Below are 24,295 nucleotides of genomic sequence, written 5' to 3' on the forward strand. Positions count from 1 at the left end.
GAAACAGCATGTCGATCACTGCCCGCCGCGGCCAACGTTCTTCTTCTCCGTTTCAGCGCATCGCCTCGGTGCAGGCCGTACAGCGGCCCATCAGCACGGCGATCGCGCTCGCGCTGTGCGGTCTGGCGTTGTGTGTGGGTATGCCCGATGCAATGGCCCAGACTGCCACGCAGGATGCGCGGGAGAGTTATCGCATTCCCGCCGGCCCGCTGGCACCGGCGCTGCGCAATCTGGCCGGTTCGGCCAATCTGTTGCTGAGCTTCACCGCCGCGCAGACCGACGGCAAGACCACTGCCGGGCTGGATGGCAGCTACACCGCACCGGCTGCATTGGCAGCGCTGTTGGCCGGGAGCGGCTTGCAGGCGGTGCCGCTGGAAACCGGCGGTTATGTGCTGCGTGCCGCGCCGCGGGTGAGCGCGACCAGGAGCGAAGTGGATGCGTGGTTGCTGCCGACCGTCAAGGTGACCGCGCAGGCCAACCGCAGTGCGGCCACCAGCGGCACCGGCAGCTATACCGCGCGTGCGGTGAGCATCGGCCGCGGCGAGCAATCGCTCAAGGACATCCCGCAGTCGATCAGTGTGGTCACCCGCCAGTTGATGGACGAGCAGAACATCACCTCGGTCTACGACGCGCTGGCCAGCACCACCGGCATCACCATCGTGCAGAGCCCGCAGGGCGGCAAGTACATCTATTCGCGCGGGTTCGACATCACCACGGTGCAGTACGACGGCGTGCCGCTCAATCGCGGCATGTACGGCCGGGCGAGCAACTACAGCGCCAACATGGGCATCTACGATCGCGCCGAAGTGCTGCGCGGTGCGGCCGGCCTGCTGCAGGGCGCGGGCAATCCCGGTGGTGCGGTGAACCTGGTGCGCAAGCGCCCGCTCGATGTGCCGGGCGTGAGCGTGATGGTGCAGGGTGGTACGTGGGATCGCTACGGCGCGCTGATCGATGGCAGCGCCAACCTCACTGCCGATGGCGCGTTGCGCGCGCGCGGGGTGATCGACTATCAGGACCAGGGCTCGTTCGTGGATGGCGTCAAGCGCCGCACGCCTACCTACTACGGCACGCTCGATTACGCGTTCTCGCCGCAGACCCAGCTCAGCCTGGGCGTGAGCTACGAACAGGTCGAAGGCCGGCCGTTCTTCGGCGGCTTGCCCAGCTTCACCGATGGCCGCGATATCGGCCTGCCACGCGAGACCAATCTGGGCGCGCAGTGGAACCGGCAGTCCTCGTCCAACCGCGGGCTGTATCTGGACCTCGACCATCGCTTCAATGACGATTGGGTGTTCAAACTCAGTGCGGTGCAGGTGCGCGAGCTGCACGATCTGAAATACGCCAGCTCCAGCCGTGCGATCAATCCGGCCAACGGCACCGGCGCCTTGTTGGCGGCACGCACCATCTCCGATACGGATGCGTTCGGCTTCGATGCCAATGTGATCGGGCATTTCAACGCACTGGGCCGCCGGCATGAGCTGGTACTGGGCAGCAATTTCGCCGAGAACACGGTCGACACCGTCTACGGCACCAAGAACAACTTCCAGACCTTCAACGTGTTCGATCTGCAGCGCAATGTGCGGGCGATCAGCGACGAAGAAATCTTCGCCAATGCGCGCGAGGCACGGCATGGCACATCGCGCGAGTTCGGCCTGTACGGCGCGTTGCGCTGGCAGCTGAGCGACCCGCTCAAAGCCATCGTCGGCACCCGTGTGAGTTGGCACGAGACCCAGTGGAACACCACCACCACCGGGCTGTCGCCGTCGCAATCGATCGAGCACACCCGCGAGACCGGGCAGGTCACGCCGTATGCCGGTCTGTTGTACGCGCTTAGCCCGACCTGGTCGGCCTATGCCAGTTATGCGGACATCTTTCAGCCGCAGAACGCGCAGACCGAAGCCGGCGACATGCTCAAGCCGATGACCGGTGCCAACTACGAGCTGGGTGTGAAGGGGGAATGGCTGGACGGCCGCATCAACACCGCCTTTGCGCTGTTCCAGATCGAGCAGAAGAACCGCGCGCAGGCCGACTTGACCACCAGCCCCACCTGCCGCAACAACGACTTCTGCTACATCGACAGCGGCAAGGTGCGCAGCCGCGGATTCGATGCCGAAGTGAGCGGTGAAGTGCTGCGCGATTGGAACGTGTTTGCCGGCTATACCTTCAATCGCACCACCTATCTGCAGGATGTCAGCAGCCAGGGACAGGCTTTCAACAGCTATACGCCCAAGCATTTGCTGCGGGTATGGACGACGTATCGCTTGCCGGGCGTGTTGCAGGATGTGACCGTTGGCGGCGGCGTCAGTGCGCAAAGTGCGGCGTATCGGCAGATCGGCACCGCAATCGCGCCGATCGAAGGACGGGCGGTGTGGAATGCATTGGCGCGCTATCAGGTCAACCGGCAGTGGTCGCTGGCGGTCAACCTCAACAACGTGTTCGACAAGCGTTACTACAACACGTTGTCCAGCTTCGTTAACGGCCGCTATTACGGCGAACCACGCAATGTGATGGTGACCCTGCGCGGCGCACTGTAATGCAGGCATCGGCAATGAGATGGTGCTTGGCGATGGCCGCATGAAGGAGGGGTTTCGCCAAAGCATGGCGTGGCTGCATACCTGGTGCGGCCTCACCTGCGGCTGGTTGCTGTGCGCGATCTTCTTGACCGGCACGCTCAGCGTGTTTCGCGACCCGATCACCCGCTGGATGCAAGCCACACCTGCCTTGCCGAGTGCGAGCACGCACACTGCGTTACCGGAACAAGCACTGGTGCCGCGTGCATTGGCACAGCTGCGTCAGCTAGCGCCGCAGGCACGCCTGTGGCGGATCACCTTGCCTGCGTATCCAGGTGAGGCGCTGACGCTGTTCTGGCGTACGCCGGATGGCCAGGGCCAGGCTTCACTGGATCCCGGTAGCGGCGAAGTCTTGCCGTCGCCGTGGGGGCGGCAGACCGAAGGCGGCCGGCATTTCATGAGCTTCCACTACACCTTGCACGGCGGCATTCCCGGCTATTGGCTGGTGGGCTGGGTATCGATGTGCGGGCTGATCGCGCTGGTGTCCGGGGTGATCGTGCACAAGCGGATCTTTCTGGATTTTTTCACCTTTCGCCCCGGCAAGGGCCAGCGCTCGTGGCTGGACGCGCATAACGCCACGGCGGTACTGACGCTGCCGTTTCTGCTGATGATCGTCTACACCGGGCTGGCGTATTTCTACACCAGCTACATGCCCGCGCCGTTGCAGGCGGTATATGGCAGCGATGAAGAAGCGTACACGCGGTATGCCGATGATCTGTCGCTGGCGTCGCCTGTTGCAGGTGCAGACGCCACTGGGCTGAACAGAGTGCCTGCCTATCTGCCGGAGTTGGTGCAGCGCGCTGCGGTACTCAACGGCGCGCCTGCGCTAACGCTGGTGATCGAGCGCCCGGATCAACCCGGCAGCAAGCTGCGCGTGATTGCGCCTGTGGCCGACACCGGCAGCTCTCGGCGTCTGCTCAATCCAGCCAATAGCGTGGTGTTCGATGCGAATAGCGGCGCGGTGCTGGAGCAGCATGCAGACGCCTCACGTACCGACGTGCACGCGCAGGATGTGGAAGAGGTCATCAAGACCTTGCATGTGGCCGGTTTCGGCGGCTGGACCAGCAAGTGGCTGTATTTCATCTGCGGCCTGGCCGGCACCTTGATGATGGCGACCGGCACGCTGCTGTTTTCGATCAAGCGGCGTCGGCGCAGCGAGCAGGAGTTCGGTGCGGCCACCGACGGCATCTATCGGGTGGTGGAAGCGCTCAATGTCGCCGCGCTTGCCGGAACCGCATTGGCGAGCATTGCGTATTTCTATGCCAATCGCTTGGTGCCGGCTGCGCAGGCCGAGCGCGTGCAGATCGAAATCCATGCATTCCTGTGGGTGTGGATGGCCACGCTGCTGCATGCGCTGCTGCGCCCGCCTGCACGTGCATGGGTGGAGCAATTGGCAATGACCGCGCTGCTGTGCCTTGGTTTGCCGCTGCTCAATGCGCTGACGACCGGGCAACACGTTGGCGTGTATCTACCTGCCGGCGATCTGCAGCGCGCCGGGGTCGAGCTGGTCTCGCTCGCGTTTGCTGTGACATTTGCGTACGCGGCGTATCGCGCGCATCGCAGTGCCATGCGGCCTGCGCCGGTGCGTGCCAAACGGGGTGCCACTACCGCGATGGATGCGTTGTGAATCGTGCCTCCAGCACTGCATCGGTGACGCGTGATCGCTGGTCGGTCGCCGGTCGCGTGCTGGCCGCCAGTGTCGGTGGCTATGCACTCACTTCCATCGGGTGCAGTGTGCTGGCGCAGCTACTGACCCGGTTTGCCGGCGTCTTGCCTACGGTGGCGGTACTGAGCACAACGTTACTCAGCTTCGTCATCTACACCGTCGTGGTGTTATGGATGTTTCGCGCGCGCAATGCGTTGCGCATGTGGTTGTGGCTGGGCATGTGCCTGGGAGTGCTGGCTGGCGCGAACTGGCTACTGCGGAGCACGCCATGGGTGGGCTGATCACTGCGCTACTGGGCACGGCGCTGTGCCATGCCGGGATGCTGGCGTTGGCCGTGGCGATGCATCGCCATTACGAGCAGCTGACCGGGCGCCGCACTGCACCAGTCACGCAGCGGTGGCTGTTGCGCTCGATCGGTACCTGCCTGTTGTTTGCTGCGCTTGTGCTGTGCGTACTCGGTTGGGGCGGCACGGTGGGAACGATGTTGTGGTTGGGGTTTCTCAGCGTGGGCGCGCTGTGGGCGGCGCTGGGCCTGGCGTACGCGCCGCGCTGGAGTACATGGCTGGCGTTGCTGCTGGGCTGCGTGGCGTGTGTGGTGATTGGCTGGCGCGCGTAGTAGGTGGTGTGGCGTTGGTTGGCCAGTGAAGTGAGGCCGGGAATGGCAGGGACGTTGCTCGGATCCAAACGAGCGCGCCGAGCAGACCGCACCTCATTGCATGGGGGTTTAGATGCAGTCAAAAGCCTGGTCGGTCGAGGGCGCGATGCCCTCGCCGCTTGCAGGACACGCCGTGAATCCGTCCGTGGAGGCTCAGTGGCGGCATCCATGCCGCCACATGGTCCCGCAAGCGGTGAGGACACCGCACCAGAAAGTCTGCTGGTTGCTTTGTTCAAAAGCATGCACACCGACCATCTCGACTGGTCCTTGCCCGCCCACCGTCGCGGGACCTTACGCGGCATGGATGCCGCGTAAGAGCTTACAAGGACGTACTTGCAGCGTGTCCCGCGATGGTGGGCGGGTAAGGGCCCTGCACGGAAGCCACAGAGCACATATGTTGTAGTTATGTTGGCCGCTCTAGACACCGCCGGATCAATCATAGACACGTGCCGCCATCACGCAGGGATGCCAGAATCCATGCATGTCGCCGCCCATCGTCTCCGTGTCTCCTGCGCTCACCGCTCTGATCGAGCGAGCCGTAGCGCGCGTCCGTCATGCTCTGCCTGCCGACCCGTCCTGGCCGGGCGATGACGTCGACCAGCGGCTCGAAAAAGTCGCGCTCGCCAGCGAGTTTGCACTCGATACCCTGGCGCGCCAGCCGGCGTTGCTGCAGCACCTGGCGCAGCCCGATCCCCCGCCGTTGCCACTGCCGTTGCTCGATCCCGCACAGCCCCAGGCCTGGCCGGCGCAGCTGCGGCGCTACCGCAGCGCGGAATCCACACGGCTGGTGTGGCGCGATGTGCTCGATCTGGACAGCGTGGACGACACCCTGGCCGGCGCAACCCGCCTGGCCGAAACCTGCCTGCAATGCGGGCTGCAGGCATTGGAGCAGCAATTCCGCGACCGCCACGGCCAGGTGCTTGCCGAAGACGGCAGCGTGCAGCGGCTGGTGGTGTTCGGGCTCGGCAAGCTCGGTGGTGGCGAGCTGAATTTTTCCTCGGATGTGGACCTGGTCTACGCATATCCGCAGAGCGGCCAATCCGATGGCGCGCGCCCGCTGGCCGCCGAGGAATATTTTGCACGTCTGGGCCAGCAGCTGGCCAAGCTGCTCGACGAAACCACTGCCGATGGTTTCAGCCATCGCGTGGATCTGCGTCTGCGCCCGTTCGGCACGGCCGGGCGGGTGGCGTTGTCGTTCACCGGCATGGACCACTACTTTCAGCGCGAAGGCCGCGATTGGGAGCGTTATGCCTGGCTCAAGGCGCGTGCGGTGGCCGGCGATATCGCCGCCGGCGAAGCCTGGCTGGAAACGCTGCGGCCGTTCGTTTACCGACGCTATCTGGACTTCACTGCACTGGATGGCTTGCGTGACATGAAGGCGGCGATCACCGCCGAAGTGGCGCGGCACGATCGACTGGACGACATCAAGCGCGGGCCGGGCGGTATTCGCGAGATCGAGTTCCTGGCGCAATCGCTGCAGCTGATTCGCGGCGGACGCGAACCGACCCTGCGTGAGCGCCGCCTGTTGCCTGCATTGCGGGCGCTGGTCGCCGCAGGTCAGATGGATGCCGACAATGGCGATGCCTTGATCGAGGCGTATCGCTTCCTACGCCGGCTCGAAAATCGTCTGCAGATGCTGCGCGATGCACAGACGCACGCCTTGCCGCAGGCAGCGCTGGATCGCGAACGCATTGCGTTGGGCCTGGGCTATGCGGATTGGTCGGCATTGCTGCAGGCACTGGCCCCGCAACGTGCGCGCGTGGCCGCCGAATTTGCCGAGCTACTGGCACCGCGCGTCCATGCCACCGCGCCCGACGCGCTTGCCGATTATTGGCGCGCGTTACCGGAAGGCGATGCCGCGCCGTTGGCAGGCATCGGCTTGCACGATCCAGCCGGCGCGCATCAGGTGCTGGCCGATTTTGCGCAGTCCTCCGGCGTGCGTGCGCTCTCCGATACTGCAGGCGCGCGACTCGACCGCGTCATGCCGGCGCTGCTGCATGCGGCCACCCGCGCCAGCCAGCCCGATGCCGCCGTGCGCCGCATGCTCGGACTGTTGCAGGCCACCTTGCGCCGCACCAGCTATCTGGCGCTGCTGGACGAACAACCCAGCGCGCTCGCACGCCTGGTCGATGTGCTCTCGCGCAGCGCCTTGCTGGCCGAGCGCCTGGCGGCGCATCCGTTGTTGCTGGACGAATTGCTCGACACCCGCATCAGCGGTCCGTTGCCCGACCGCGCCGCATTGCATACCGCATGCGCCGATACCTTGCAGATCGACGATACCGAAGCGGCCTTGCGCGAACTCAACGAGCGCCGGCTTGCGTTGAGCTTCCGCATTGCACTGGCCACCCTCGATGGTCGCCAACAACCCGTGGACAGTACCCAGCAACTGGCCTGGCTTGCCGAGGCGGTGGTGCAGACGGTGTTGCAACTGGCGCGCCGCGAGGTGGTCGCCGCGCATGGGCAGGTGCCCGGCGGCGCGTTCGCCATCATCGGGTATGGCAGTCTGGGCGGCCTGGAGCTGGGCTTCGGCTCGGATCTGGATCTGGTGTTTCTCTACGATCACCCACGCGAGGTGGAAGTCTCCGATGGCAAGCGACCGCTGGAAGCCGGGCGCTGGTTTGCGCGGCTTGCGCAGAAGGTGATGACATTGCTGGGTGCCGAAACCGGCGCCGGCCGTCTCTACGACATCGATGTGCGGCTGCGCCCGGACGGCGGCAAGGGCGCGTTGGTGTCCTCGCTCGCCAGCTATCGCGAGTACCAGCGCGATCGTGCCTGGACCTGGGAGCATCAGGCGCTGGTGCGCGCACGTGCGGTGGCCGGCGATGCCGCGCTTTGCGAAGCGTTCGCGCAGGTGCGTCGCGAGACGCTGACATGCGTGCGCGACCCCGCACTGCTACACGAGGATGTACGCAAGATGCGTGCGCGCATGCGCAGCGAACTCGATCGCAGCGATGCCGGGCGACTGGATCTCAAGCAAGGCGCCGGCGGGTTGGTCGATCTGGAATTCCTGTTGCAGGCCGGCGTGCTCGGCCAGGCCGCCCAGCATCCGGCGTTGCTGTTGGCCTGCGCCACGCCCGCATTGATCGACGCGCTGGTGCAGGTGCAGTGGCTACCGGCCGAGAGTGCAGCGCCGCTGCATCACGCCCACGCCACGTTGGTGGAGGCGGGCCTGAGTTGCACCTTGGATCGTCGGCCACGTTTGATCGCGCCGACGCCTGCCATCGCGCAAGCCACGCGCGAGATCTTTGGACGGGCGCGGACGCAGGGTCTGGAGTTTCCGCTTGGCAAGGCTGGCTTTCCGGAATGAGGTGGGCGGCGCTTGAACCGTCAGTCGTCTGCACGCGCATGCGCAGTAGGTGCCGGCGGAGCGTTCCCGCGCGATGGTGATGCTGCAGTTTGCGGATGCAGCGGTGCGTTACGGCTGTGGCATCGGTGACTGGGGCGCGGTCGTGCGTTCGATGGTGGCGGTGAAGCTGGAAGCCCGCGTCAGGGCCGAATGATTCGACACGATGCGCCCCAGCCGCACCAGATCGCGCGACGGCGAGTACGGGCGGTAAAACACCGCAAGATTGCCCCAGGGCACGTAATACATCAGATCCCAGATCTGCGCGTTTCCCGCTGTGCCGGCGCCGCTCAGATCCAGCTTGCCGGGCAGGTAACCGATCTTTTCGGTGGCGTGGAAATCCTCGAACTTGACTGTCATCGGCAAGCGCGACAGCAAGTCGCGCGTGGCCGAATTGTTCACCAGCTCCGCCTCGACAGCGTCAGCACCAATCCGGATCGTGATGTGCATGGAAGACGCTTTGGTCGGTGGGGAAGTGGGCGCGGCCTGCACTGGCGCGGTGGCAGCGCAGCAGGCAGTGGCCAGCAGTGCGCCTGCTAGCGACAGACCGCGGATGCAGCGGAAGGTTGGTGGGCTCTGCATCTGTTTCGCTTCGTTGACTCAATGCAAGTGCTTGCGGAAGAACGCCGTCAGCGTATCGAACGGGATCAGATCGACGCGATCGTATAGATCCACATGCCCTGCGCCCGGCACGATCACCAGTTGCTTGGGCTGCCCTGCTAGGCGGTACGCCTCTTCGCTGAACTCTTTGGAGTGCGCTTGGTCGCCGGTAATGAACAGCATGGGGCGCGGAGAAATCGTTTCGATATCGTTGAACGGGTAGAAGTTCATGAACTTGACGTTGCTGGTCAAGGTCGGGCGCGTGGTGCGCAGCGGCGATTGGCCTTCGGGTGTGTATTCGCCGCGCGGGGTGCGATAGAAATCGTAGAACTCGCGCTCGATGGCGTTCGAGTGCGCTGTCAGTTCCAGCACGGTGCCACCGGTATAGGCGGTCTCGCCGCCAGCGAATTCCACATCGCGCTGCCTGGCTGCCTGAGCAATGACCTGCTTGCGTTGCTCGAGCGACTGCCCGTGACGCAGCCCGTTGCGATTTGCTGCGCCCATGTCGTACATGCTGACCGTGGCGATCGCCTTCATGCGCGGATCGATCTTGGCCGCGCTGATGACGAAGCTGCCGCTGCCGCAGATGCCGATCGCCCCGATCCTGTCGCGATCGACCAGGGGCTGGGTGCCGAGAAAATCCACTGCTGCGCTGAAGTCTTCGGCATAGAGATCGGGCGACACCGCATTGCGTGGTTGGCCTTCGCTGCCGCCCCAGAACGAAAGATCCAGCGATAGCGTGGCGAAGCCCTGCTCGGCCATCTTGGTCGCATACAGATTGGCGCTTTGCTCCTTCACCGCGCCCTTCGGGTGCCCCACCACGATGGCCGGGTGCTTGATGGCCGGGTCAAGGCCGTTGGGCACGAACAGATTGCCGGCCACCGTCATCTGGTACTGATTCTTGAAGGTGACCTTCTGCACGGTGACGCGCGGGCTGGTATAAAAATTATTGGCGCCGTTGGACATGTCTGCTCCGATTGCGGTGAAAGAAATCAACAGTCCCAGAAGCACGATGAGCTTTCTCATTGGACGATCCGTTGTGGTGTGATGTTCAGGAGGGGCGCAGTCAATGGATCTGCGCCTGCACGTGAAGTGCAGCGCGGCTCGATCGCAGTGCTGTTCAATCAATGTGTCCATGTTTGAACGTGGCCCAGCCGCATGGTCTTGCGCGCGGGCAGCGTGCATCCTGCGCGTTTAGAAGCTGCACGCCTCGGTACTACGGTTATTTAGCAACGCCCGCGTGCGCCAGCCATCATTTCAGCGGCATCCATGCCGTCCACTGATGGCGCAGTGACGCAAGCCAGTCGATGCGTATCAGTACAGCGAAGGGGTGAACGATGAAAAACCATGCATCACGCGGCCGATAAAGACCGTCGCAGTGCCGAGGTGCAAACTCTAATCGCAATCTGCCGCCGCAGTATTGCTGCCAACGGCATGGCGCCATGCATGCAACTCATGAGTCGCAACGACGGATGGCTAGCTGCACGTCCACGGGCAAGGATCCCGCGAGCTCGTCAGACCTTCGGACGCGGCGCACTCCGCCACAGCAGTGCACGGAACGGGCCGAGTAGAAACACGCCCATGCCCAGCTTCACCGCCAGATCGCCGGCCGCCCAGCTGATCCACGGCAGGCCGACGCCGGCAAAGGCGATGCTCCAGAAGATCGCCGTATCCAGCGTGGCGCTGCAGGTGGTGGCCACGATTGGCGCGCGCCACCAGTTGCCATTGCGCAGACGATCGAACACGCTGATGTCCAGCAACTGCGCAGCGATAAACGCGGTGCATGACGCGATTGCGATCCGTGGCGTCGCCAGCCAGATCGACAGCACTACTGCGAGCGCAAAGCCGCACCAGGCCACCTTGCGCGCTGCGCGCGGGCCGAAGCGACGATTGATCAGGTTGCTCACCAGAAATGCCAGCGGGTACGAGAACGCGCCCCAGGTCAGCCAGTCGTTGATCGGGTACTGCACCAGGATGTTGGACAACAGCACCACCGCGCCCATGGCCAGCACCGCCCACGTCAAGGCACGTGCGGTGAGCGGAGCGAACAGCGTGGGGGATGTGGTGGACATGGCGGGCGGCAGTGAGCGATCAGCGCGAATTATCCGCGCGTTGGCGCATGCGGGCCAGTGCGCGCGGGGGCCGCCAGTGTCTGCACCAGTACCACGGCGTGGCTGTTCGGCAGACAGTGGTCGATACACGCGCACGCACCGCGTGTAACACCGTGTCCGGAGACATGAGGTGTCAGCGACGCCCTATCGCAGCCGAGAGCTTTTGTACGCAGCTTTTCGACATCACCAGGTCTTGCTGCTGTTCTGCGCAGCGGATTCGGCAGTGGGTACGAATGCCAACGCCTGGCCCTGTGGTGACTGCACCGTCCAGCCTGCGCCGGCCGGGCTCGGTTGGAAGGTCACCGTCTCGCCAACGTGGAAGCCGGCAGTCGGGTCGTCCTGACGTGCTGGCCAGCGCAGCAGGGCGGTGTTGTCGGCTTGCGCTGGATCCTGCAAGTGCACTTCGCAGCCGCCATCGGTGGTTTTCTCTAACGATTTCACCCGCATTGGCGGCAACGGCCCGGCAGAGGCTTTGTTCGATGCATCGCCGAGCGCTTCCGAGCCCCTGCCCACACTGTGGCCGACAGCGATCGACACGAACACAGGTGCCGACACCACCAGAATCGCCGACATCATCGAGGCATCGCCGCGCGTGATCGTGGTCAAGCCTGCGTGGGCCCGCATAGGCTGACCAAACGCGATGGCCAGCAACAGGCCAAGGCCGGCAGGTCGAAGAGGGATGTTCATGGAGACGCTCCGTGCGCGGTGACGCTGTGTGGAATGGAATGATCCTGCTGCAGCAGCTGATGTTGCTGCAGGAAATCGAACACCGACTCGACCGTGATCACCGAGTAGTTGCCGGAGATACGCTCGCTGGCAGGATGGTCGGTGACCGCGGCATTGGCAACGAAGAACCGTGCGCCGATGCGCTTGCTCAGATCGAGATGCAGGCGGGTGGGCTGGTAGCCGTTACGCTTGAGCCAGGCTTGCGCGCTGCGTCGATCACTCACCGGTGCAGGTGTCGTCGCCTGTGCATTAGTCGCGGCCAGCGCTGCTGCCAGCACTTCGAGCACCCATTGATTGGAGTTCTGATACTCGGTGGAAAACGGATAGGCAATCATGCTGTAGCGCGCTTCGTGCAGCGTGTGTGCCAGCGGGGCCGGATCCTGCAATAGCGTGTGTAGCTGCTGCTGCAGGGCTGGCGCCAGCACGCCGACGCGCAGATCCGCGTTGAGTGCACTTTCGCCGATGAAATTGCTCAGGCCTTCGCGATACAGTTCGGAGCTGTCCGACTTGCAGTGGTTGAGCAGGTGCTTCACCCGCCAGGTGCCGTCGTCCTCGCGCAGCGCGAAGGCCAGATGGCTGTGTTTCAAGCCGTAACGGCTCAGATCCTGGCCGCCGCGCGCCAACAGCACCACCTGCGCACCGTCCACGGCATCCAGCGCTTGCTGGGTGGACTTGGCCATGTCGAACATCGCCGCCAGCGTGGCCGGTGTGGGGTAATGCGGGGTGCAGACCGGCGCGGCAACGGCGGGCAGTGCGGCACTCAAGCACATCAGCAACAGCGCCGCTGTCGGCCAGGTGCGCCGTTTTTGTTCCATAAGCATGGGCGTGCATCGTCCTTGTGTCTGCCCCGTGTCACTCACGGCCGCGCCATCATACGTGCAGGCGTTCACGCACCAGGGTGGCAACGCGCTGGGTTTCGCGCAATGGTTCAAGGTTCGGCTGCGCTGCGAAAACAGCGCTTGCCTCGCATAAACGGCCATGCGCTTGCAGTGCCCGAACATATGTCTCAACCCGCCCTTGCGCCTGGTCGGCAAATGCTGCGGCCACCGGTACGCGCGTGGCGCAGGCTTCGGAGAGCAGATTGACCGAGTCGGCGCTGGCCACGATCGCATCGGCCCAACCCAGCAGGCCGGCGTATGGATTTGGCCCATCGCGCGTGTCGCACCACAGCATGCCTGGCAGATCTGCGCATAGCTTGCGTAGCGTCGTCATTGCCTCCGGCGGAGTGCGTCGCGACGTGGTCACCAGCAGGCTGCCGCCGACCGCATGCAACTGCTCGCGTAACTGCGCGCACAGCGCCGCCAACGCCTGGGTCGTCCACGGCACATGTGCAGTTGGCCCGCCGATCAACAGCGCCACGCGCGGGCCGGGCAGGGTGCCGAGCGTGGGGAACGCGGCGCGGCCAGCGGCCAGCCAGGCATCGTCCACCGGGTGCAGGCTGCCGAGCAGGGTGATCACGTTCGCGCCACGCAGCGCATCGTGCTCGGGCACGATCAGCAGATCCCAATGGCGCCGGTCCAGGCGCGGGTCCAGGACTTGCACCACCCGGCTACCGTGCGCACGCAACAGCCGGGTGGCCAGCGCGGCCTGGCGGCCACAGCCGATCGCCAGCGCCGGTGGCTGCTGCAATTGTCGGCTGAATCCGGGTCCGAACGCGGCCTGGGCGCCTGGCAGCAGACGCGGCGCGACCCAGCGCCAGGGCGCGCGGCCCTGCAAATGCAGCGCGGTGATCGGCTCTGGCTGCAACGCACGCGCCAGCGCCTCGGCCTGGCGTGCATTGCCGGCGCGGCCATCGCTGACCGCCCAGGTCAGCACCATCGTTTCGAATCCGACATAGATTTGTTTCAGATTGAGCGTGTGTTGCAGCAATCGCGTCACTCTACACTGCGGGTCTTCACACCTTGGCCGGTGCCGCACTCTACTGTCGCCCATTCCTTTGCCTCCCGGAGTCTCCATGTCCGACCTGCTCGACGCTGCCGTGCTGGATCAGCTGTTCCGTACAGCCCGCACGCAAAACGCCTTTCTCGACACGCCTGTCAGCGAAGACCAGCTGCGCCAGCTCTACGACTTGGTGAAGTGGGGCCCGACTGCCGCCAACGGCTCGCCGGCACGTTTCGTGTTCGTGACCAGCCCGGAAGGCAAGCAGAAGCTCAAGCCGGCGCTGTCCGACGCCAATGCCGCCAAGACGCTGGGCGCGCCGGTCACGGTGATCGTTGGGTTTGACGAAGAGTTCCACCAAAAGCTGCCGTATCTGTTTCCGCATGCCGATGCCAAGAGCTGGTTCGAAGGTTCGCGCCAAGGACGCGTCGACTCCGGGCGTTCCGTAACGGCTCGCTGCAGGGCGCCTATCTGATCCTGGCCGCACGTGCGCTGGGTCTGGATGCCGGCCCGATGTCCGGTTTCGACAATGCCAAGGTGGATGCGGCGTTCTTTGCCGGCACGCCGATCAAATCCAATTTCCTGATCAATCTCGGCTACGGTGACCCGGCCGCGTTGTATCCGCGGCTGCCGCGCCTGAGTTTTGACGAAGCCGCACGCATCGAATAAGCGTACGTCCCCCCTTTCCTGCAGTCCTCGTCCGTCTGCGTTCTGTCCCATCCGCGTTGATCCAACGCGTCTCTCATCACATGGAGTTTCAATGAAGACCACCCACAAACTGCTTCTGCCGCTCGCCCTGACCCTGGCCATTGCCGCCTGCTCCAAGCCGGCCGACAACGCCGCCGCACCGGCCGCCGAGACCCCGGCTGCCACCGCACCGGCCGACGCCGCTGCTGCCCCGGCACCTGCTGCCGCCGAGTCGACCGCCTCGACCGCGCCGGCCGTGACAGTGGCCTCGGGCACCTACACGCTGGACCCGAGCCACACCGACGTGCTGGCGCAGTGGAGCCACTTCGGCTTCTCCAACCCCACCGCGCATTTCGGCAATGTCGACGGCACCCTGGTGTACGACGCGGCCGACGTGACCAAGTCCACCGTGCAGGTCACCCTGCCGCTGTCCGGCTTGAACAGCTTCACCGCCAAGTTCGACGAGCACCTCAAGAGCGGTGACTTCTTCGATGCGGCCAAGTTCCCGACCGCCACCTTCAAGAGCACCAAGGTCGAAGCGGCCGGCCCCAACAAGCTGACCGTCACCGGCGATCTGACCATCAAGGATCAGACCAAGCCGGTCGTGCTGGACGTCACCCTCAACGGTGCCGGCGAGCACCCGATGAAGAAGGTGCCGGCCGCTGGCTTCGACGCCACCACCACCATCAAGCGCACCGACTTCGGCGTGGGCCAGTACGCCCCGAACGTCAGCGACGAAGTGAAGATCCGCATCACCACCGAAGCGCTGCAGGCCAAGGCCGGTGACGCTGCTGCCGCGAAGTAATTCGCTGCAAAGGTGATGCATCGGTGCGAGCGATCGCACCGATGTGTGGAACGCAGGAGCCGTTCGATTGGCGTAATGCTGTTCACTGAAGAAAAAGGCGCTTCCCCATTTCGGTGGGAAGCGCCGTTTTTTTGGGCGTTGCGGTCGAGGGTGCGGTGTCCTCGCCGCTCGCGGGACACGCCGCAAGTACGTCCATGTAGGCTCGGTGGCGGCATCCATGCCGCCACACGGTCCCGCAATCGGCAAGGACACCGCACCAGAGAGTTGATCGGTTGTTTGATGAAAGCCTACCTGTTGATCGTCGCGTTTTGCGTTGCGAAGCTGATCGGCCGCAGCGTTGTCCAAATAACACACCATGCCTTGCTTGCAACCATGCGCACCGACCATCTGGACTGGTCCTTGCCTGCCTACCGTCGCGGGACCTTACGCGGCATGGATGCCGCGTAAGAGCCTACACGGACGTACTTGCGGCGTGTCCCGCGATGGTAGGCAGGCAAGGGCCCTGCGGAAAATCCACAGATCAACAGCCGTCTGCAGGGGAAACTCAGCACCCAGAGCCGCCCTGCTGTCCGTTAGTGCGGAGCTGATTCAGCCTTCCAATAACCCTTCGCGCGCACCGACTCCTTGTCCACGCCATGGTGTTCTTCAAGAAACTTGCGCATCGCACGTGCACGCATGGATTCGGCGCCGATCCAGTAGAAGGTATCGCCATCGTGCGGCTCGTAATCGCGCAGGCTGTCTTCCAACAAGGTGCTGCTGGCCGCATCGAAACCGTTGCGTTCCAGCCAGTACACGTCCACGTCGGCGGCGCTGAGCAACTCCTGGCGTTCTGCGGCATCGGCAATTTCGATAAAGACCTCTGCATGCATGTCGGCAGGCATGGCTTCGAGCCAGCGGCCGATCGCCGGCAGTGCGGTTTCGTCGCCGATCAGCACGTAGTGGTCGTAGTCGTCGGCGACCAGAAATGAGCCGCGCGGGCCGCCGATCTTCAGCGTGTCGCCGGGCTGTGCGTGCGCTGCCCAGCTGGTGGCCACGCCATCGCCGTGCAGCACGAAGTCGATGCTCAGCTCGCCGCTTTGCGGGTCGAATGCGCGCGGGGTGTAGTCGCGGCCGGGTGAGGGCAGGGCGCCTTCGTCATAGCGCGGGCCTTCCGGCGTCATCGTCGGCAGCACGAAGGCGCCATCGGCATTGGGGAAGAACAGTTTCACGTGATCGTCCGGTGCGTCGCTTTGAAAGCCCGCGAGTTCGTTGCCGCCAAACACGATGCGGCGCATCTGCGGGGTGATCGATTCGCAGCGCAGCACCTGCACGGAGCGCAGGCGCGAGTCGCGGCGGATTTGGGTGTTGGTGTGGGTTGCCATGGGGGAATTGTTCCTGGATTGCCGGGTGTATGCGCGATGGGAAGAAGTGGGGAGTAACTGGCAAAACTGATGGCGCAATAAACAATCAAGTAAACCAGCTAGGCAAATAAACCAGCTAGGAGCAGCTGCTGTTAGCTATCCCTTCTCCCATCGGGAGAAGGTGCCCCGTAGGGGCGGATGAGGGTACGGGCGAAGCCTCGCGCAGTTGCAATGACACGTGGCTTCGCCCGTACCCTCACCCCAACCCCTCTCCCGGCGGGAGAGGGGCTTGCCGTCCCGCGGCTGAAACTGTGTGTTGATTCTGAAATTGCATTTTGATCAAGACAGGCAATTACGTCGCTGCCAAACACGCAAGGTCGATGCTTTGGAATTTGCAGAGTTATGAACTCACAGAGCAACGCATGTGCCGCGGTTCATGCACGTCACTGACGCGCGCAACGCGAACACTGCGATGACGTGTCACTGCTGCAAAGCGCAATCAAGCTCGCATCGGCCAGCTTCGGATCACAGCGATAGGGACACGCACTCAGCCGTCTTCGCGCTCCATGCCGTCAGCGGCGGCGTTGAGTAGCGCAGCGATGCGTGCGGTTTCTGCTTCGGTCCACTGCCCGTGCCGCGCAAACAGGCCGTGCTTGATGCGGTGGATCGCCTCGCGAATCGGTGCAGGTGTCTGTGCCTTGATCAACTCGCGTGCGCGGCGATGTGTGCGTGCCAGCGCCGCGTCGAGTGCGTCGCGCTGCTGTGCCACGTGCGTGCGGCCGGCCTCAGTGACCTGATAGCGCTTGCGGCCGTCATCCAGGGCGGTCTGCACCCAGCCGTCGGTTTCAAGCTGGGCCAGCGCTGGGTAGATCGCGCCGGCACTTGGGGTGTACAGCCCTTTGAACAACGCGGCGATCTGCCGCATCAGCTCGTACCCATGCCGCGGCTGTTGCTCGATCAGCGCTAGCAACAACAAACGCAGATCGCCATGCCCCAACGGCCGCGAGCGTCCAGTTGTGCCGCGCTCGGGCGCTGGATCGGAAGCGAGATCAGCGTCTGCGGAGACGTCGTCAGGTGGAGGACGCGTGTTCATTCGATATATCGAAGCATGACGAAACGATATATCGAATTCGCGCTGCTCGCAAGCGCTGACGCACGCGAGATCGCCTGGGCCGTGCGCCTTCTCGTCCCGATGGGCCTCGCCCGGCCGGTCCAGCACCACGCCGTCGACCACCGTGCCCACGCTAAGCAGAGCAGGGACCAGTCGGCCCGGTGTCGAACGACACCAACGTCGACTTGCACCAAAGCCGGCCAGCACCGATGCCGAACGACCTCAACGGCCGATCGACACTAAGGCCGACTAACTCCGAATCCATGCTGCGCCGCGACTAGACAACGTAATTCTTCATAATTACGATGTAATTACTCCGACATTACGGGCATGGCCCGATGAGGCAGCCGCATGCGTCGACAGTGGGACACCCAGGCCGAGAGCCGGCGCCAGCGCTTGCAGCGCGCCGCCCCGCTTGCGCCGCAAGGGCGTGTGGTGGCGGCCAGCGATGTGGTGGCACTGCTGGAAGCGGTGATCGAACCCGGCGACCGCGTCTGCCTGGAAGGCAACAACCAGAAGCAGGCCGACTATCTGGCGCGCTGCCTCACCGAAGTGGACCCGGCGCGCGTGCACGACCTGCACATGGTGCAATCGGTGTTGTCGCTGCCTGCGCATCTGGACGTGTTCGAGCGCGGTATCGCCAAGCGGCTGGATTTTTCGTTCTCCGGTCCACAGGCCGCGCGCCTGGCCGGGCTGGTCGGCGAAGGCCGCATCGAGATCGGTGCCATCCACACCTACTTGGAACTGTTCGGCCGCTACTTCATCGACCTGACCCCGCGCATCGCGCTGGTCACCGCGCAGGCCGCCGACCGTCACGGCAATCTCTACACCGGCCCCAATACCGAAGACACCCCGGTGATCGTGGAAGCCACCGCATTCAAGAGCGGCATCGTGATTGCGCAGGTCAACGAGATCGTGGACACGCTGCCGCGCGTGGATATTCCCGCCGATTGGGTGGACTTCGTCACGCAGGCGCCCAAGCCCAACCATATCGAACCGCTGTTCACCCGCGACCCGGCACAGATCTCCGAGATCCAGGTGTTGATGGCGATGATGGCGATCAAGAGCATCTACGCCGAATACGGTGTCAACCGGCTCAACCATGGCATCGGCTTCGATACCGCCGCGATCGAATTGCTGTTGCCCACCTACGCCGAATCGCTCGGGCTGAAGGGCAAGATCTGCCGGCATTGGGCGCTCAATCCGCATCCGGCGCTGATTCCGGCAATCGAATCGGGCTTCGTCGAATCGGTGCATTCGTTTGGCTCGGAACTGGGCATGGAGCAGTACATCGCCGCGCGCCCGGACATCTTCTTTACCGGTGCCGACGGCAGCATGCGCTCCAATCGCGCGCTGTCGCAGACCGCCGGTTTGTATGCCTGCGACATGTTCATCGGCTCCACTTTGCAGATCGATCTGCAGGGCAATAGTTCCACCGCCACGCGCGACCGCATCGCCGGGTTCGGCGGCGCGCCCAACATGGGCTCGGACGCGCGCGGCCGCCGGCACGCCAGCGACGCCTGGCTCAAGGCCGGGCGCGAAGCCGCACGACCGGGCGAGATGCCGCGCGGACGCAAGCTGGTGGTGCAGATGGTGGAAACCTTCCGCGAGCACATGGCGCCGGCCTTCGTCGAAAAACTCGATGCCTGGGAACTGGCCGAGCGCGCCAACATGCCGCTGCCGCCGGTGATGATTTACGGCGACGACGTCAGCCATGTGCTGACCGAAGAAGGTATCGCCAACCTGCTGCTGTGCCGCACGCCGGAAGAGCGCGAGCAAGCGATTCGCGGCGTGTCTGGCTATACCGCCGTCGGCCTGGGCCGCGACAAGCGCGCGGTCGAAAATCTGCGCGATCGCGGCGTCATCAAACGGCCGGAAGACCTGGGGATTCGTCCACGCGATGCCACGCGCGACCTGCTCGCCGCGCGCACGGTCAAGGATCTGGTGCGCTGGTCCGGTGGGTTGTACGACCCGCCGAAACGTTTTCGCAATTGGTAGGGGCACAGCATGGAAACCCTGCGGTATCGCTTCGATGGCCAGCACGGCGCACGCGCCGGGTTGGAGCATGCGCTGGTCGGCGTGGTCGCCTCCGGCAATCTGGAAGTGCTGGTCGAGCGCGTGCCGCTGGACGGCGCGATGGAGATCGAGATCCTCACCGCCGCGCGCGGGTTCGGCGCGATCTGGCAAGCGGTGCTGGACGATTTTGCCGCACGCCATCCACTGCGCGATGTGCGCATCAGCATCAACGATGTCGGCGCCACGCCAGCGGTGGTGAGTTTGCGACTGGAGCAGGCGATGGATGTCTTGCAGGGAGCCGACGCATGAGCCGCCCCTTTCACCCCGTAGGAGCGCACCCGGGCGCGACGGGCGTTCCCGGTGACGCTTCGGTCGCGCCCAGGTGCGCTCCTACGCGAGCCATCGGGAGCCGCACATGAGCACCACCACTCATCTCGTAGGAGCGCGCCTGAGCGCGACAAGCTTTCTCGGTAACGCCCCGGTCGCGCACAAGTGCGCTCCTACGCATGTCGTCGGGAGATACGTATGAGCACCATCCCCATGGCCGAGCGCAGCTATTACGAAGCCGATGCGCGAGAGCGTATCGACGGCTTGCTGGACGCCGACAGCTTCCGCGAATTCGTCGGTCCACGTCGCCGCCTGATCAGCCCGCATCTGGCGCAACTCGACACGCCCGGCGCCTTCGATGACGGCATCGTCGTCGGCGAAGGCACGCTGCGTGGGCGCAACGTGTTGATCGCCGCGCAGCAAGGCGCCTTCATGGGCGGTGGCGTCGGCGAAGTACACGGCGCCAAGCTCACCGGCCTGCTCGAACGCGCAGCAAAAACGCAGCCGGCAGCGGTGCTGCTATTGCTCGACACCGGCGGCGTACGCCTGCACGAAGCCAACGCGGGCTTGATCGCGATTTCCGAAATCATGCGCGCCACGCTGAGCACACGTGCTGCCGGCGTGCCGGTACTGGCCTTGATCGGCAGCGGCAACGGCGCCTTCGGCGGCATGGGCATCGTGGCGCGCTGTTGCAGCGCGGTGATCATGTCCGAAGAAGGTCGCCTGTCGTTGTCCGGCCCGGACGTGATCGAGACCGTGCGCGGCGTGGAAGAGTTCGACGCGCGCGATCGCGCGCTGGTGTGGCGCGTCACCGGCGGTAAGCATCGCTATCTGCTCGGCGAGGCGCAGACGTTGGTCGCCGACCGTATCGCGGCATTCGCCGACGCGGCTGCCCATGCGCTGGACACACTTGCCGAGCCGGAAGGCGAGGCCGCATTGCAGGCACTGGAACTTGCGCAGCAGCAGTTGTCCAAACGCATCGACGCCTACGGCGATTGCCGCGATGGTCTGGAGATCTGGCAGCGCCAAGGCATCGTCGATGCGCAGCACCTGCCATTGCTGGACACCGAGGCCTTCCTCGCCGCCACTGCCGACCGGAGCATTCCATGGAACTGAGCCAACTGCTGGATCAGCTGTTTCCGCTCGGTCACGCCATCGCACGCAACGACGATGTGCTCACCGGCAACGCGATGACCGCTGCGGGCGAGGTCACCGTGATCGGCACCGCCAATAAACTGGAAGTCGGCGTGGACCACGCACTGGCGTTGGCCGCTACCGTGTTGGCGAGCACACGTGCACATCCGCAGCGGCCCATCGTGATGCTGGCCGACACCGCCGGGCAACGGCTCGCGCGCCGCGACGAACTGCTGGGGATCAACGGCTATTTCGCGCATCTGGCACGCGCGCTGGATCTTGCACGTACGCGCGGTGCGCGGCTGGTCACGTTGGTGTACGGCGAATCGGTCAGCGGCGGCTTCCTCTCGTTCGGCTTGATGGCCGACCATATCCACGCCTTGCCCGATGCACAGATCCGCGTGATGGATCTACGCGCCATGGCACGTGTGACCAAGCAATCGGTGGACACCTTGCAGGCGCTGAGCAAGAGCTCGCCGGTGTTCGCGCCGGGTGTGGAAAATTACGTGCGCATGGGCGCAGTGGAATCGTTGTGGGAGGGCGATCTGGCGCAGGCGCTGCCCGATGCATTGGCCACGCCCAGCGACGGCGACCAACGTCGTACGCTTGGCGCACAACGTGGCGGCCGTACCCTGGCGCGCGATGTCGCCGCCGCCGTGGCAGCAGGCGAGGCCTGAGCATGCCCGGCCGCCACGCACTGGTGTGGTTGCATCCCGACGCGCGCTGGCAGGCGTTGACGCCGGGTGCGCAACCGCGCCTGCAGCAGTGGTTCGCTGCCGGCCTGCCAGCGGTGGTGGCGCGTGGTGACGGCAGCGAAGCGCCCGGCACACTGCGGCTCGGCGTGCCGTTGCCGCCGAGCGAAGGCAAGCAGCGCCTTGCGTTAAGCGCCAGCAGTGTCGATATCGCACGCAGCACCGCACCGTTGCTGTTGGACGCAGTGATCGCCCACGCGCCCACCGACGCGCAGCCAGCGCTACAGGCCTTGCTGGTGCAGACCCGGGCCAATGCATTGCAGCCACGCGTGTTCGGCAGCTTTGCATGGCAGGCACTCACCGGGCTTGCGTATGTGCACGCGCAATCGGATCTGGACCTGTCGTGGTCGATCGAAACACCCGAACAAGCGCATGCGGTGGTGACGCTGCTGCAGCGCTGGGAACAACGCCATGGCCTGCGCGCCGATGGCGAATTACTGCTGGCCGACGACGGCACCGCCGTGAACTGGCGCGAATACGCTGGCAGCGCGCAGCAGGTGTTGGTGAAATCCAATCATGGCTGCCGGCTGGCGTCGCGCACCGCGCTGTTTCCTGTGTGGAGCGCGGCATGAGTGCGCTGGCGAAGGATGTTGCCGATACCAAAGCCGAGACCCCATGTACGCATGGCGATATTCAACATCGTGCATCGCTGCAGGGCGCATCGCGTCTCACCAGCGGCATGGCAAGTCCACTGGCGCACCGACTCGGCCGCCTTGCAGTGCTTGCCTTGCATGCAGAACTGGCCTGCGCACCAAAGCCTGGCCTGGTCACCCCGTTCGATACCGGTAGCCACACCGATATGGACGCGGCCACCTTTCTGCGCAGCCTGTTCGCTTTGCGCGGCTACTTTGTCGCCATCGCACAAGCCGGCATCGACAACGCCCCGTTCGCAAACTTGCGTCGGCTCGGCATCGATGCCGAAGCGGCGATGCTGCGCGCCACCGGCGGCATCAACACCCATCGCGGTGCGATTTTCAGCCTCGGCCTGCTCACTGCGCAGGCGGCGCGCTTGCGTGTCGCGCACGGGCGCTGCCCCACTGGTGAAGCGGTCTGCAACGCGGTGCAGGTGTGGGGCGATGCATTGCGGGCTGCGCCGCTGAATCCGCACAGCAATGGTCAGCGTATGCGTGCGCAGTATCAGGTCAGCGGTGTGCGCGAGCAGGCCGCAGCCGGCTACCCGCTGTTACGCGAAGTCGCGCTGCCGTGCCTGCGCGCTGCGTTGCACAGCGGCGCCACGCCGGAAGCGGCGTTGGCGCAGACGTTGATGCAGTTGGTCAGCGAAGTGGACGATCTGAATCTACTGCATCGTGGTGGTCAGGAAGGGCTGGCTTACGCAAAAGCGCAAGCACATGCCTTCCTCACCGACGGCGGCATCGCGCAACCGCAGTGGCGCGATTGTTTGAACGCCATCGGTAAGCAATTCGTCGCCCGTCGCCTGAGCCCGGGCGGCAGCGCCGATCTGCTGGCCTGCGCCTGGTTTCTGCATGTGCAGGAAAGCGCATGACGCTCGCCGTGCTCTGCCCGGGCCAAGGCGGCCAACACGCCGAGATGTTTGCGCGTGTCGCCGATGCACCCGCTGCGGCCAGCGTACTCGCTGCTGCGACCAAGCTGCTTGGTGCATCTGCGCAAACGCTGGCCGCAGACCCAAGCCGTTACGTCAATGCCATTGCACAACCACTGGTGTGTGCCGGTACGCTGGCGCAATGGCAGGTGTTGCGTACGCAACTGCCCACACCGTTGCTGGTACTCGGCTACAGCGTCGGCGAGCTCGCCGCGCATGCGGTGGCTGGCAGCATGGACAGTGAAACCTGCCTGCAGCTGGCCGGCACCCGCGCACGCCTGATGGACGCGGCCAGCCCGGACAATGCCGGGTTGATGGCGGTGGTCGGCCTGCCACTGCGCGCGCTCGAAACGCTGTGTCAGACCCATGGTGCGGCCCTGGCCATCATCAACGGCGACGACCACGCCGTGCTCGGTGGCCCGCACGCTGCGCTGCAGGCACTCGGCGACGCTGCGCAGGCGCAAGGCGCGCGCATCACGCTGCTGCCGGTCAGCGTGCCGGCGCATACGCCGTGGTTGCGCGCGGCCGCCGACGCATTTGCCATTGCATTGAAAACCGCAGGAATCACTGCGCCCAAGCTACGCGTGCTTGCCGGTATCGACGCACGTGCCGTCACCACGCAGGCCTTGGTGATCGACACACTTGCCGCACAGCTTGCGCAGACCGTGCGCTGGTACGACGTGCTGGTGCAGGCCGCAGAACGCGGCGCACGCGTGTTTCTCGAACTGGGGCCAGGCAGCGCATTGGCGCGCATGGCGCGGGAGGTATTGCCGGACTGCGAGGCGCGGTCGGTGGACGAATTCAACAGCACCCAAGGTGTTGTCGAGTGGGTCAACGCCGCGTGCGAGCGCGCGGCATGAGGTAACGCTAGGAGAAGCCAGCAATGCATAGCGAGCAGGCAACCGCCTGGCAGCTGCGCATCAGTGGTGTTGGCCGCTCCTGGTGTCTGACAGGACGTGACCCTTGGGTGGCGGGTGGCCATCCGTGCTGTACGCGTATCAGGTGTCTGGGAGGGC

At 64.7% G+C, this 24,295-nt stretch carries 22 protein-coding genes and 2 pseudogenes; 15 read left to right on the forward strand and 9 right to left on the reverse strand.

The window, feature by feature from the left end; genetic code table 11:
- The first annotated feature begins 8 nt into the window (after positions 1-8).
- From NDY25_RS13980 to NDY25_RS13995, 4 genes are read left to right on the forward strand one after another with little or no spacing between them, the layout of a single operon-like run.
- A complete protein-coding gene (locus NDY25_RS13980) occupies positions 9-2,531 on the forward strand; it encodes a TonB-dependent siderophore receptor (RefSeq protein WP_256627514.1) in 2,523 nt (840 codons plus the stop codon).
- A gap of 40 nt (positions 2,532-2,571) precedes the next feature.
- Entirely contained in the window at positions 2,572-4,194 is a 1,623-nt protein-coding gene (locus tag NDY25_RS13985) for a PepSY-associated TM helix domain-containing protein (protein WP_168958053.1), read from the forward strand.
- Positions 4,191-4,514: a hypothetical protein gene (locus NDY25_RS13990; RefSeq protein WP_168958052.1), complete on the forward strand. Its 324-nt coding sequence runs from the start codon at positions 4,191-4,193 to the stop codon at positions 4,512-4,514. The genes NDY25_RS13985 and NDY25_RS13990 overlap by 4 nt, the downstream gene beginning before the upstream one ends.
- Positions 4,502-4,849, forward strand: coding sequence for a DUF3325 domain-containing protein (locus NDY25_RS13995; protein ID WP_168958051.1), 348 nt, complete (start codon positions 4,502-4,504; stop codon positions 4,847-4,849). Before NDY25_RS13990 ends, NDY25_RS13995 begins: the two co-directional genes overlap by 13 nt.
- Positions 4,850-4,967: 118 nt before the next feature.
- On the opposite strand, the pseudogene NDY25_RS22980 reads toward NDY25_RS13995, so the two are convergent.
- Positions 4,968-5,179, reverse strand: a pseudogene (locus tag NDY25_RS22980) (hypothetical protein); the annotation flags it as partial.
- 190 nt (positions 5,180-5,369) lie between these two features.
- Between NDY25_RS22980 and glnE the strand changes: the two are divergent.
- Positions 5,370-8,195, forward strand: a complete 2,826-nt coding sequence (gene glnE / locus NDY25_RS14000; RefSeq protein WP_256627515.1) for a bifunctional [glutamate--ammonia ligase]-adenylyl-L-tyrosine phosphorylase/[glutamate--ammonia-ligase] adenylyltransferase — start codon at positions 5,370-5,372, stop codon at positions 8,193-8,195.
- Between the two features lie 108 nt (positions 8,196-8,303).
- Here the strand turns inward: glnE and NDY25_RS14005 are convergent, their stop codons facing one another.
- The 6 genes from NDY25_RS14005 to NDY25_RS14030 all read right to left on the reverse strand — a co-directional run bounded on the left by NDY25_RS14005 (position 8,304) and on the right by NDY25_RS14030 (position 13,486).
- On the reverse strand, positions 8,304-8,723 hold the full coding sequence (locus NDY25_RS14005; RefSeq protein WP_251754956.1) for a cyclophilin-like fold protein: 420 nt from the start codon (positions 8,721-8,723) through the stop codon (positions 8,304-8,306).
- A gap of 108 nt (positions 8,724-8,831) precedes the next feature.
- Entirely contained in the window at positions 8,832-9,857 is a 1,026-nt protein-coding gene (locus NDY25_RS14010) for an alpha/beta hydrolase (RefSeq protein ID WP_168958049.1), read from the reverse strand.
- Between the two features lie 488 nt (positions 9,858-10,345).
- A complete protein-coding gene (locus tag NDY25_RS14015; RefSeq protein WP_168958048.1) occupies positions 10,346-10,903 on the reverse strand; it encodes a VUT family protein in 558 nt (185 codons plus the stop codon).
- A gap of 222 nt (positions 10,904-11,125) precedes the next feature.
- On the reverse strand, positions 11,126-11,629 hold the full coding sequence (locus tag NDY25_RS14020; RefSeq protein ID WP_168958047.1) for a hypothetical protein: 504 nt from the start codon (positions 11,627-11,629) through the stop codon (positions 11,126-11,128).
- Positions 11,626-12,489, reverse strand: a complete 864-nt coding sequence (locus tag NDY25_RS14025) for a DUF2145 domain-containing protein (RefSeq protein ID WP_180336538.1) — start codon at positions 12,487-12,489, stop codon at positions 11,626-11,628. Before NDY25_RS14025 ends, NDY25_RS14020 begins: the two co-directional genes overlap by 4 nt.
- Before the next feature lie 49 nt (positions 12,490-12,538).
- Positions 12,539-13,486: a mitochondrial fission ELM1 family protein gene (locus tag NDY25_RS14030; protein WP_168958117.1), complete on the reverse strand. Its 948-nt coding sequence runs from the start codon at positions 13,484-13,486 to the stop codon at positions 12,539-12,541.
- Between the two features lie 136 nt (positions 13,487-13,622).
- Here NDY25_RS14030 and NDY25_RS14035 point away from each other — a divergent pair.
- The 3 genes and pseudogenes from NDY25_RS14035 to NDY25_RS14045 all read left to right on the forward strand — a co-directional run bounded on the left by NDY25_RS14035 (position 13,623) and on the right by NDY25_RS14045 (position 15,485).
- Positions 13,623-14,215 (forward strand): annotated as a pseudogene (locus NDY25_RS14035) (malonic semialdehyde reductase).
- Positions 14,216-14,306: 91 nt separating this feature from the next.
- Entirely contained in the window at positions 14,307-15,038 is a 732-nt protein-coding gene (locus NDY25_RS14040) for a YceI family protein (protein WP_023902659.1), read from the forward strand.
- A 279-nt stretch (positions 15,039-15,317) separates the two neighbouring features.
- Positions 15,318-15,485 carry a hypothetical protein gene (locus NDY25_RS14045; RefSeq protein ID WP_256627516.1) on the forward strand — a complete coding sequence of 56 codons (168 nt, stop codon included), beginning with the start codon at positions 15,318-15,320 and terminating at the stop codon, positions 15,483-15,485.
- A 125-nt stretch (positions 15,486-15,610) separates the two neighbouring features.
- On the opposite strand, the gene NDY25_RS14050 is transcribed toward NDY25_RS14045, so the two are convergent.
- Together NDY25_RS14050 and NDY25_RS14055 are read right to left on the reverse strand one after the other, a co-directional pair.
- Complete coding sequence (locus NDY25_RS14050; protein WP_168958045.1) at positions 15,611-16,399, reverse strand: siderophore-interacting protein; 789 nt, start codon at positions 16,397-16,399, stop codon at positions 15,611-15,613.
- 526 nt (positions 16,400-16,925) lie between these two features.
- On the reverse strand, positions 16,926-17,471 hold the full coding sequence (locus NDY25_RS14055) for a PadR family transcriptional regulator (protein ID WP_168958044.1): 546 nt from the start codon (positions 17,469-17,471) through the stop codon (positions 16,926-16,928).
- A gap of 369 nt (positions 17,472-17,840) precedes the next feature.
- Between NDY25_RS14055 and mdcA the strand changes: the two genes are divergently transcribed.
- From mdcA to mdcH, 7 genes are all read left to right on the forward strand, one after another.
- Positions 17,841-19,487, forward strand: coding sequence for a malonate decarboxylase subunit alpha (gene mdcA, locus NDY25_RS14060; RefSeq protein ID WP_168958043.1), 1,647 nt, complete (start codon positions 17,841-17,843; stop codon positions 19,485-19,487).
- A gap of 9 nt (positions 19,488-19,496) precedes the next feature.
- Complete coding sequence (gene mdcC, locus NDY25_RS14065; RefSeq protein WP_104551694.1) at positions 19,497-19,814, forward strand: malonate decarboxylase acyl carrier protein; 318 nt, start codon at positions 19,497-19,499, stop codon at positions 19,812-19,814.
- A gap of 231 nt (positions 19,815-20,045) precedes the next feature.
- Positions 20,046-20,948, forward strand: coding sequence for a biotin-independent malonate decarboxylase subunit beta (locus NDY25_RS14070; protein ID WP_168958116.1), 903 nt, complete (start codon positions 20,046-20,048; stop codon positions 20,946-20,948).
- Positions 20,939-21,643: a biotin-independent malonate decarboxylase subunit gamma gene (gene mdcE, locus NDY25_RS14075; protein ID WP_168958042.1), complete on the forward strand. Its 705-nt coding sequence runs from the start codon at positions 20,939-20,941 to the stop codon at positions 21,641-21,643. The genes NDY25_RS14070 and mdcE overlap by 10 nt, the downstream gene beginning before the upstream one ends.
- 2 nt (positions 21,644-21,645) lie before the next feature.
- The gene (gene mdcG / locus NDY25_RS14080; protein ID WP_168958041.1) at positions 21,646-22,290 is read left to right on the forward strand and encodes a malonate decarboxylase holo-[acyl-carrier-protein] synthase; all 645 of its coding nucleotides are present in this window, start codon (positions 21,646-21,648) and stop codon (positions 22,288-22,290) included.
- Between the two features lie 107 nt (positions 22,291-22,397).
- Positions 22,398-23,222 (forward strand): triphosphoribosyl-dephospho-CoA synthase MdcB, encoded by an 825-nt coding sequence (mdcB, locus tag NDY25_RS14085; protein WP_168958115.1) that lies wholly within the window; start codon positions 22,398-22,400, stop codon positions 23,220-23,222.
- Positions 23,219-24,139, forward strand: coding sequence for a malonate decarboxylase subunit epsilon (mdcH, locus tag NDY25_RS14090; RefSeq protein ID WP_168958040.1), 921 nt, complete (start codon positions 23,219-23,221; stop codon positions 24,137-24,139). The genes mdcB and mdcH overlap by 4 nt, the downstream gene beginning before the upstream one ends.
- Positions 24,140-24,295: the final 156 nt, after the last annotated feature.

This window comes from Xanthomonas hortorum pv. pelargonii (genome assembly GCF_024499015.1).
Lineage (GTDB): Bacteria > Pseudomonadota > Gammaproteobacteria > Xanthomonadales > Xanthomonadaceae > Xanthomonas > Xanthomonas hortorum_B.

Excerpts from the sequence above, each read along its gene's own strand:
- NDY25_RS13980 (WP_256627514.1), top strand. The coding sequence starts at position 9 with ATGTCGATCACTGCCCGCCGCGGCCAACGTTCTTCTTCTCCGTTTCAG.
- NDY25_RS13985 (WP_168958053.1), top strand. The coding sequence starts at position 2,572 with ATGAAGGAGGGGTTTCGCCAAAGCATGGCGTGGCTGCATACCTGGTGC.
- NDY25_RS13995 (WP_168958051.1), top strand. The coding sequence starts at position 4,502 with ATGGGTGGGCTGATCACTGCGCTACTGGGCACGGCGCTGTGCCATGCC.
- glnE (WP_256627515.1), top strand. The coding sequence starts at position 5,370 with ATGTCGCCGCCCATCGTCTCCGTGTCTCCTGCGCTCACCGCTCTGATC.
- NDY25_RS14010 (WP_168958049.1), bottom strand. The coding sequence starts at position 9,857 with ATGAGAAAGCTCATCGTGCTTCTGGGACTGTTGATTTCTTTCACCGCA.
- NDY25_RS14015 (WP_168958048.1), bottom strand. The coding sequence starts at position 10,903 with ATGTCCACCACATCCCCCACGCTGTTCGCTCCGCTCACCGCACGTGCC.
- NDY25_RS14020 (WP_168958047.1), bottom strand. The coding sequence starts at position 11,629 with ATGAACATCCCTCTTCGACCTGCCGGCCTTGGCCTGTTGCTGGCCATC.
- NDY25_RS14025 (WP_180336538.1), bottom strand. The coding sequence starts at position 12,489 with ATGCTTATGGAACAAAAACGGCGCACCTGGCCGACAGCGGCGCTGTTG.
- NDY25_RS14030 (WP_168958117.1), bottom strand. The coding sequence starts at position 13,486 with ATGGTGCTGACCTGGGCGGTCAGCGATGGCCGCGCCGGCAATGCACGC.
- NDY25_RS14040 (WP_023902659.1), top strand. The coding sequence starts at position 14,307 with ATGAAGACCACCCACAAACTGCTTCTGCCGCTCGCCCTGACCCTGGCC.
- NDY25_RS14045 (WP_256627516.1), top strand. The coding sequence starts at position 15,318 with ATGAAAGCCTACCTGTTGATCGTCGCGTTTTGCGTTGCGAAGCTGATC.
- NDY25_RS14050 (WP_168958045.1), bottom strand. The coding sequence starts at position 16,399 with ATGGCAACCCACACCAACACCCAAATCCGCCGCGACTCGCGCCTGCGC.
- NDY25_RS14055 (WP_168958044.1), bottom strand. The coding sequence starts at position 17,471 with ATGAACACGCGTCCTCCACCTGACGACGTCTCCGCAGACGCTGATCTC.
- mdcA (WP_168958043.1), top strand. The coding sequence starts at position 17,841 with ATGCGTCGACAGTGGGACACCCAGGCCGAGAGCCGGCGCCAGCGCTTG.
- mdcC (WP_104551694.1), top strand. The coding sequence starts at position 19,497 with ATGGAAACCCTGCGGTATCGCTTCGATGGCCAGCACGGCGCACGCGCC.
- NDY25_RS14070 (WP_168958116.1), top strand. The coding sequence starts at position 20,046 with ATGGCCGAGCGCAGCTATTACGAAGCCGATGCGCGAGAGCGTATCGAC.
- mdcE (WP_168958042.1), top strand. The coding sequence starts at position 20,939 with ATGGAACTGAGCCAACTGCTGGATCAGCTGTTTCCGCTCGGTCACGCC.
- mdcG (WP_168958041.1), top strand. The coding sequence starts at position 21,646 with ATGCCCGGCCGCCACGCACTGGTGTGGTTGCATCCCGACGCGCGCTGG.
- mdcB (WP_168958115.1), top strand. The coding sequence starts at position 22,398 with ATGGCAAGTCCACTGGCGCACCGACTCGGCCGCCTTGCAGTGCTTGCC.
- mdcH (WP_168958040.1), top strand. The coding sequence starts at position 23,219 with ATGACGCTCGCCGTGCTCTGCCCGGGCCAAGGCGGCCAACACGCCGAG.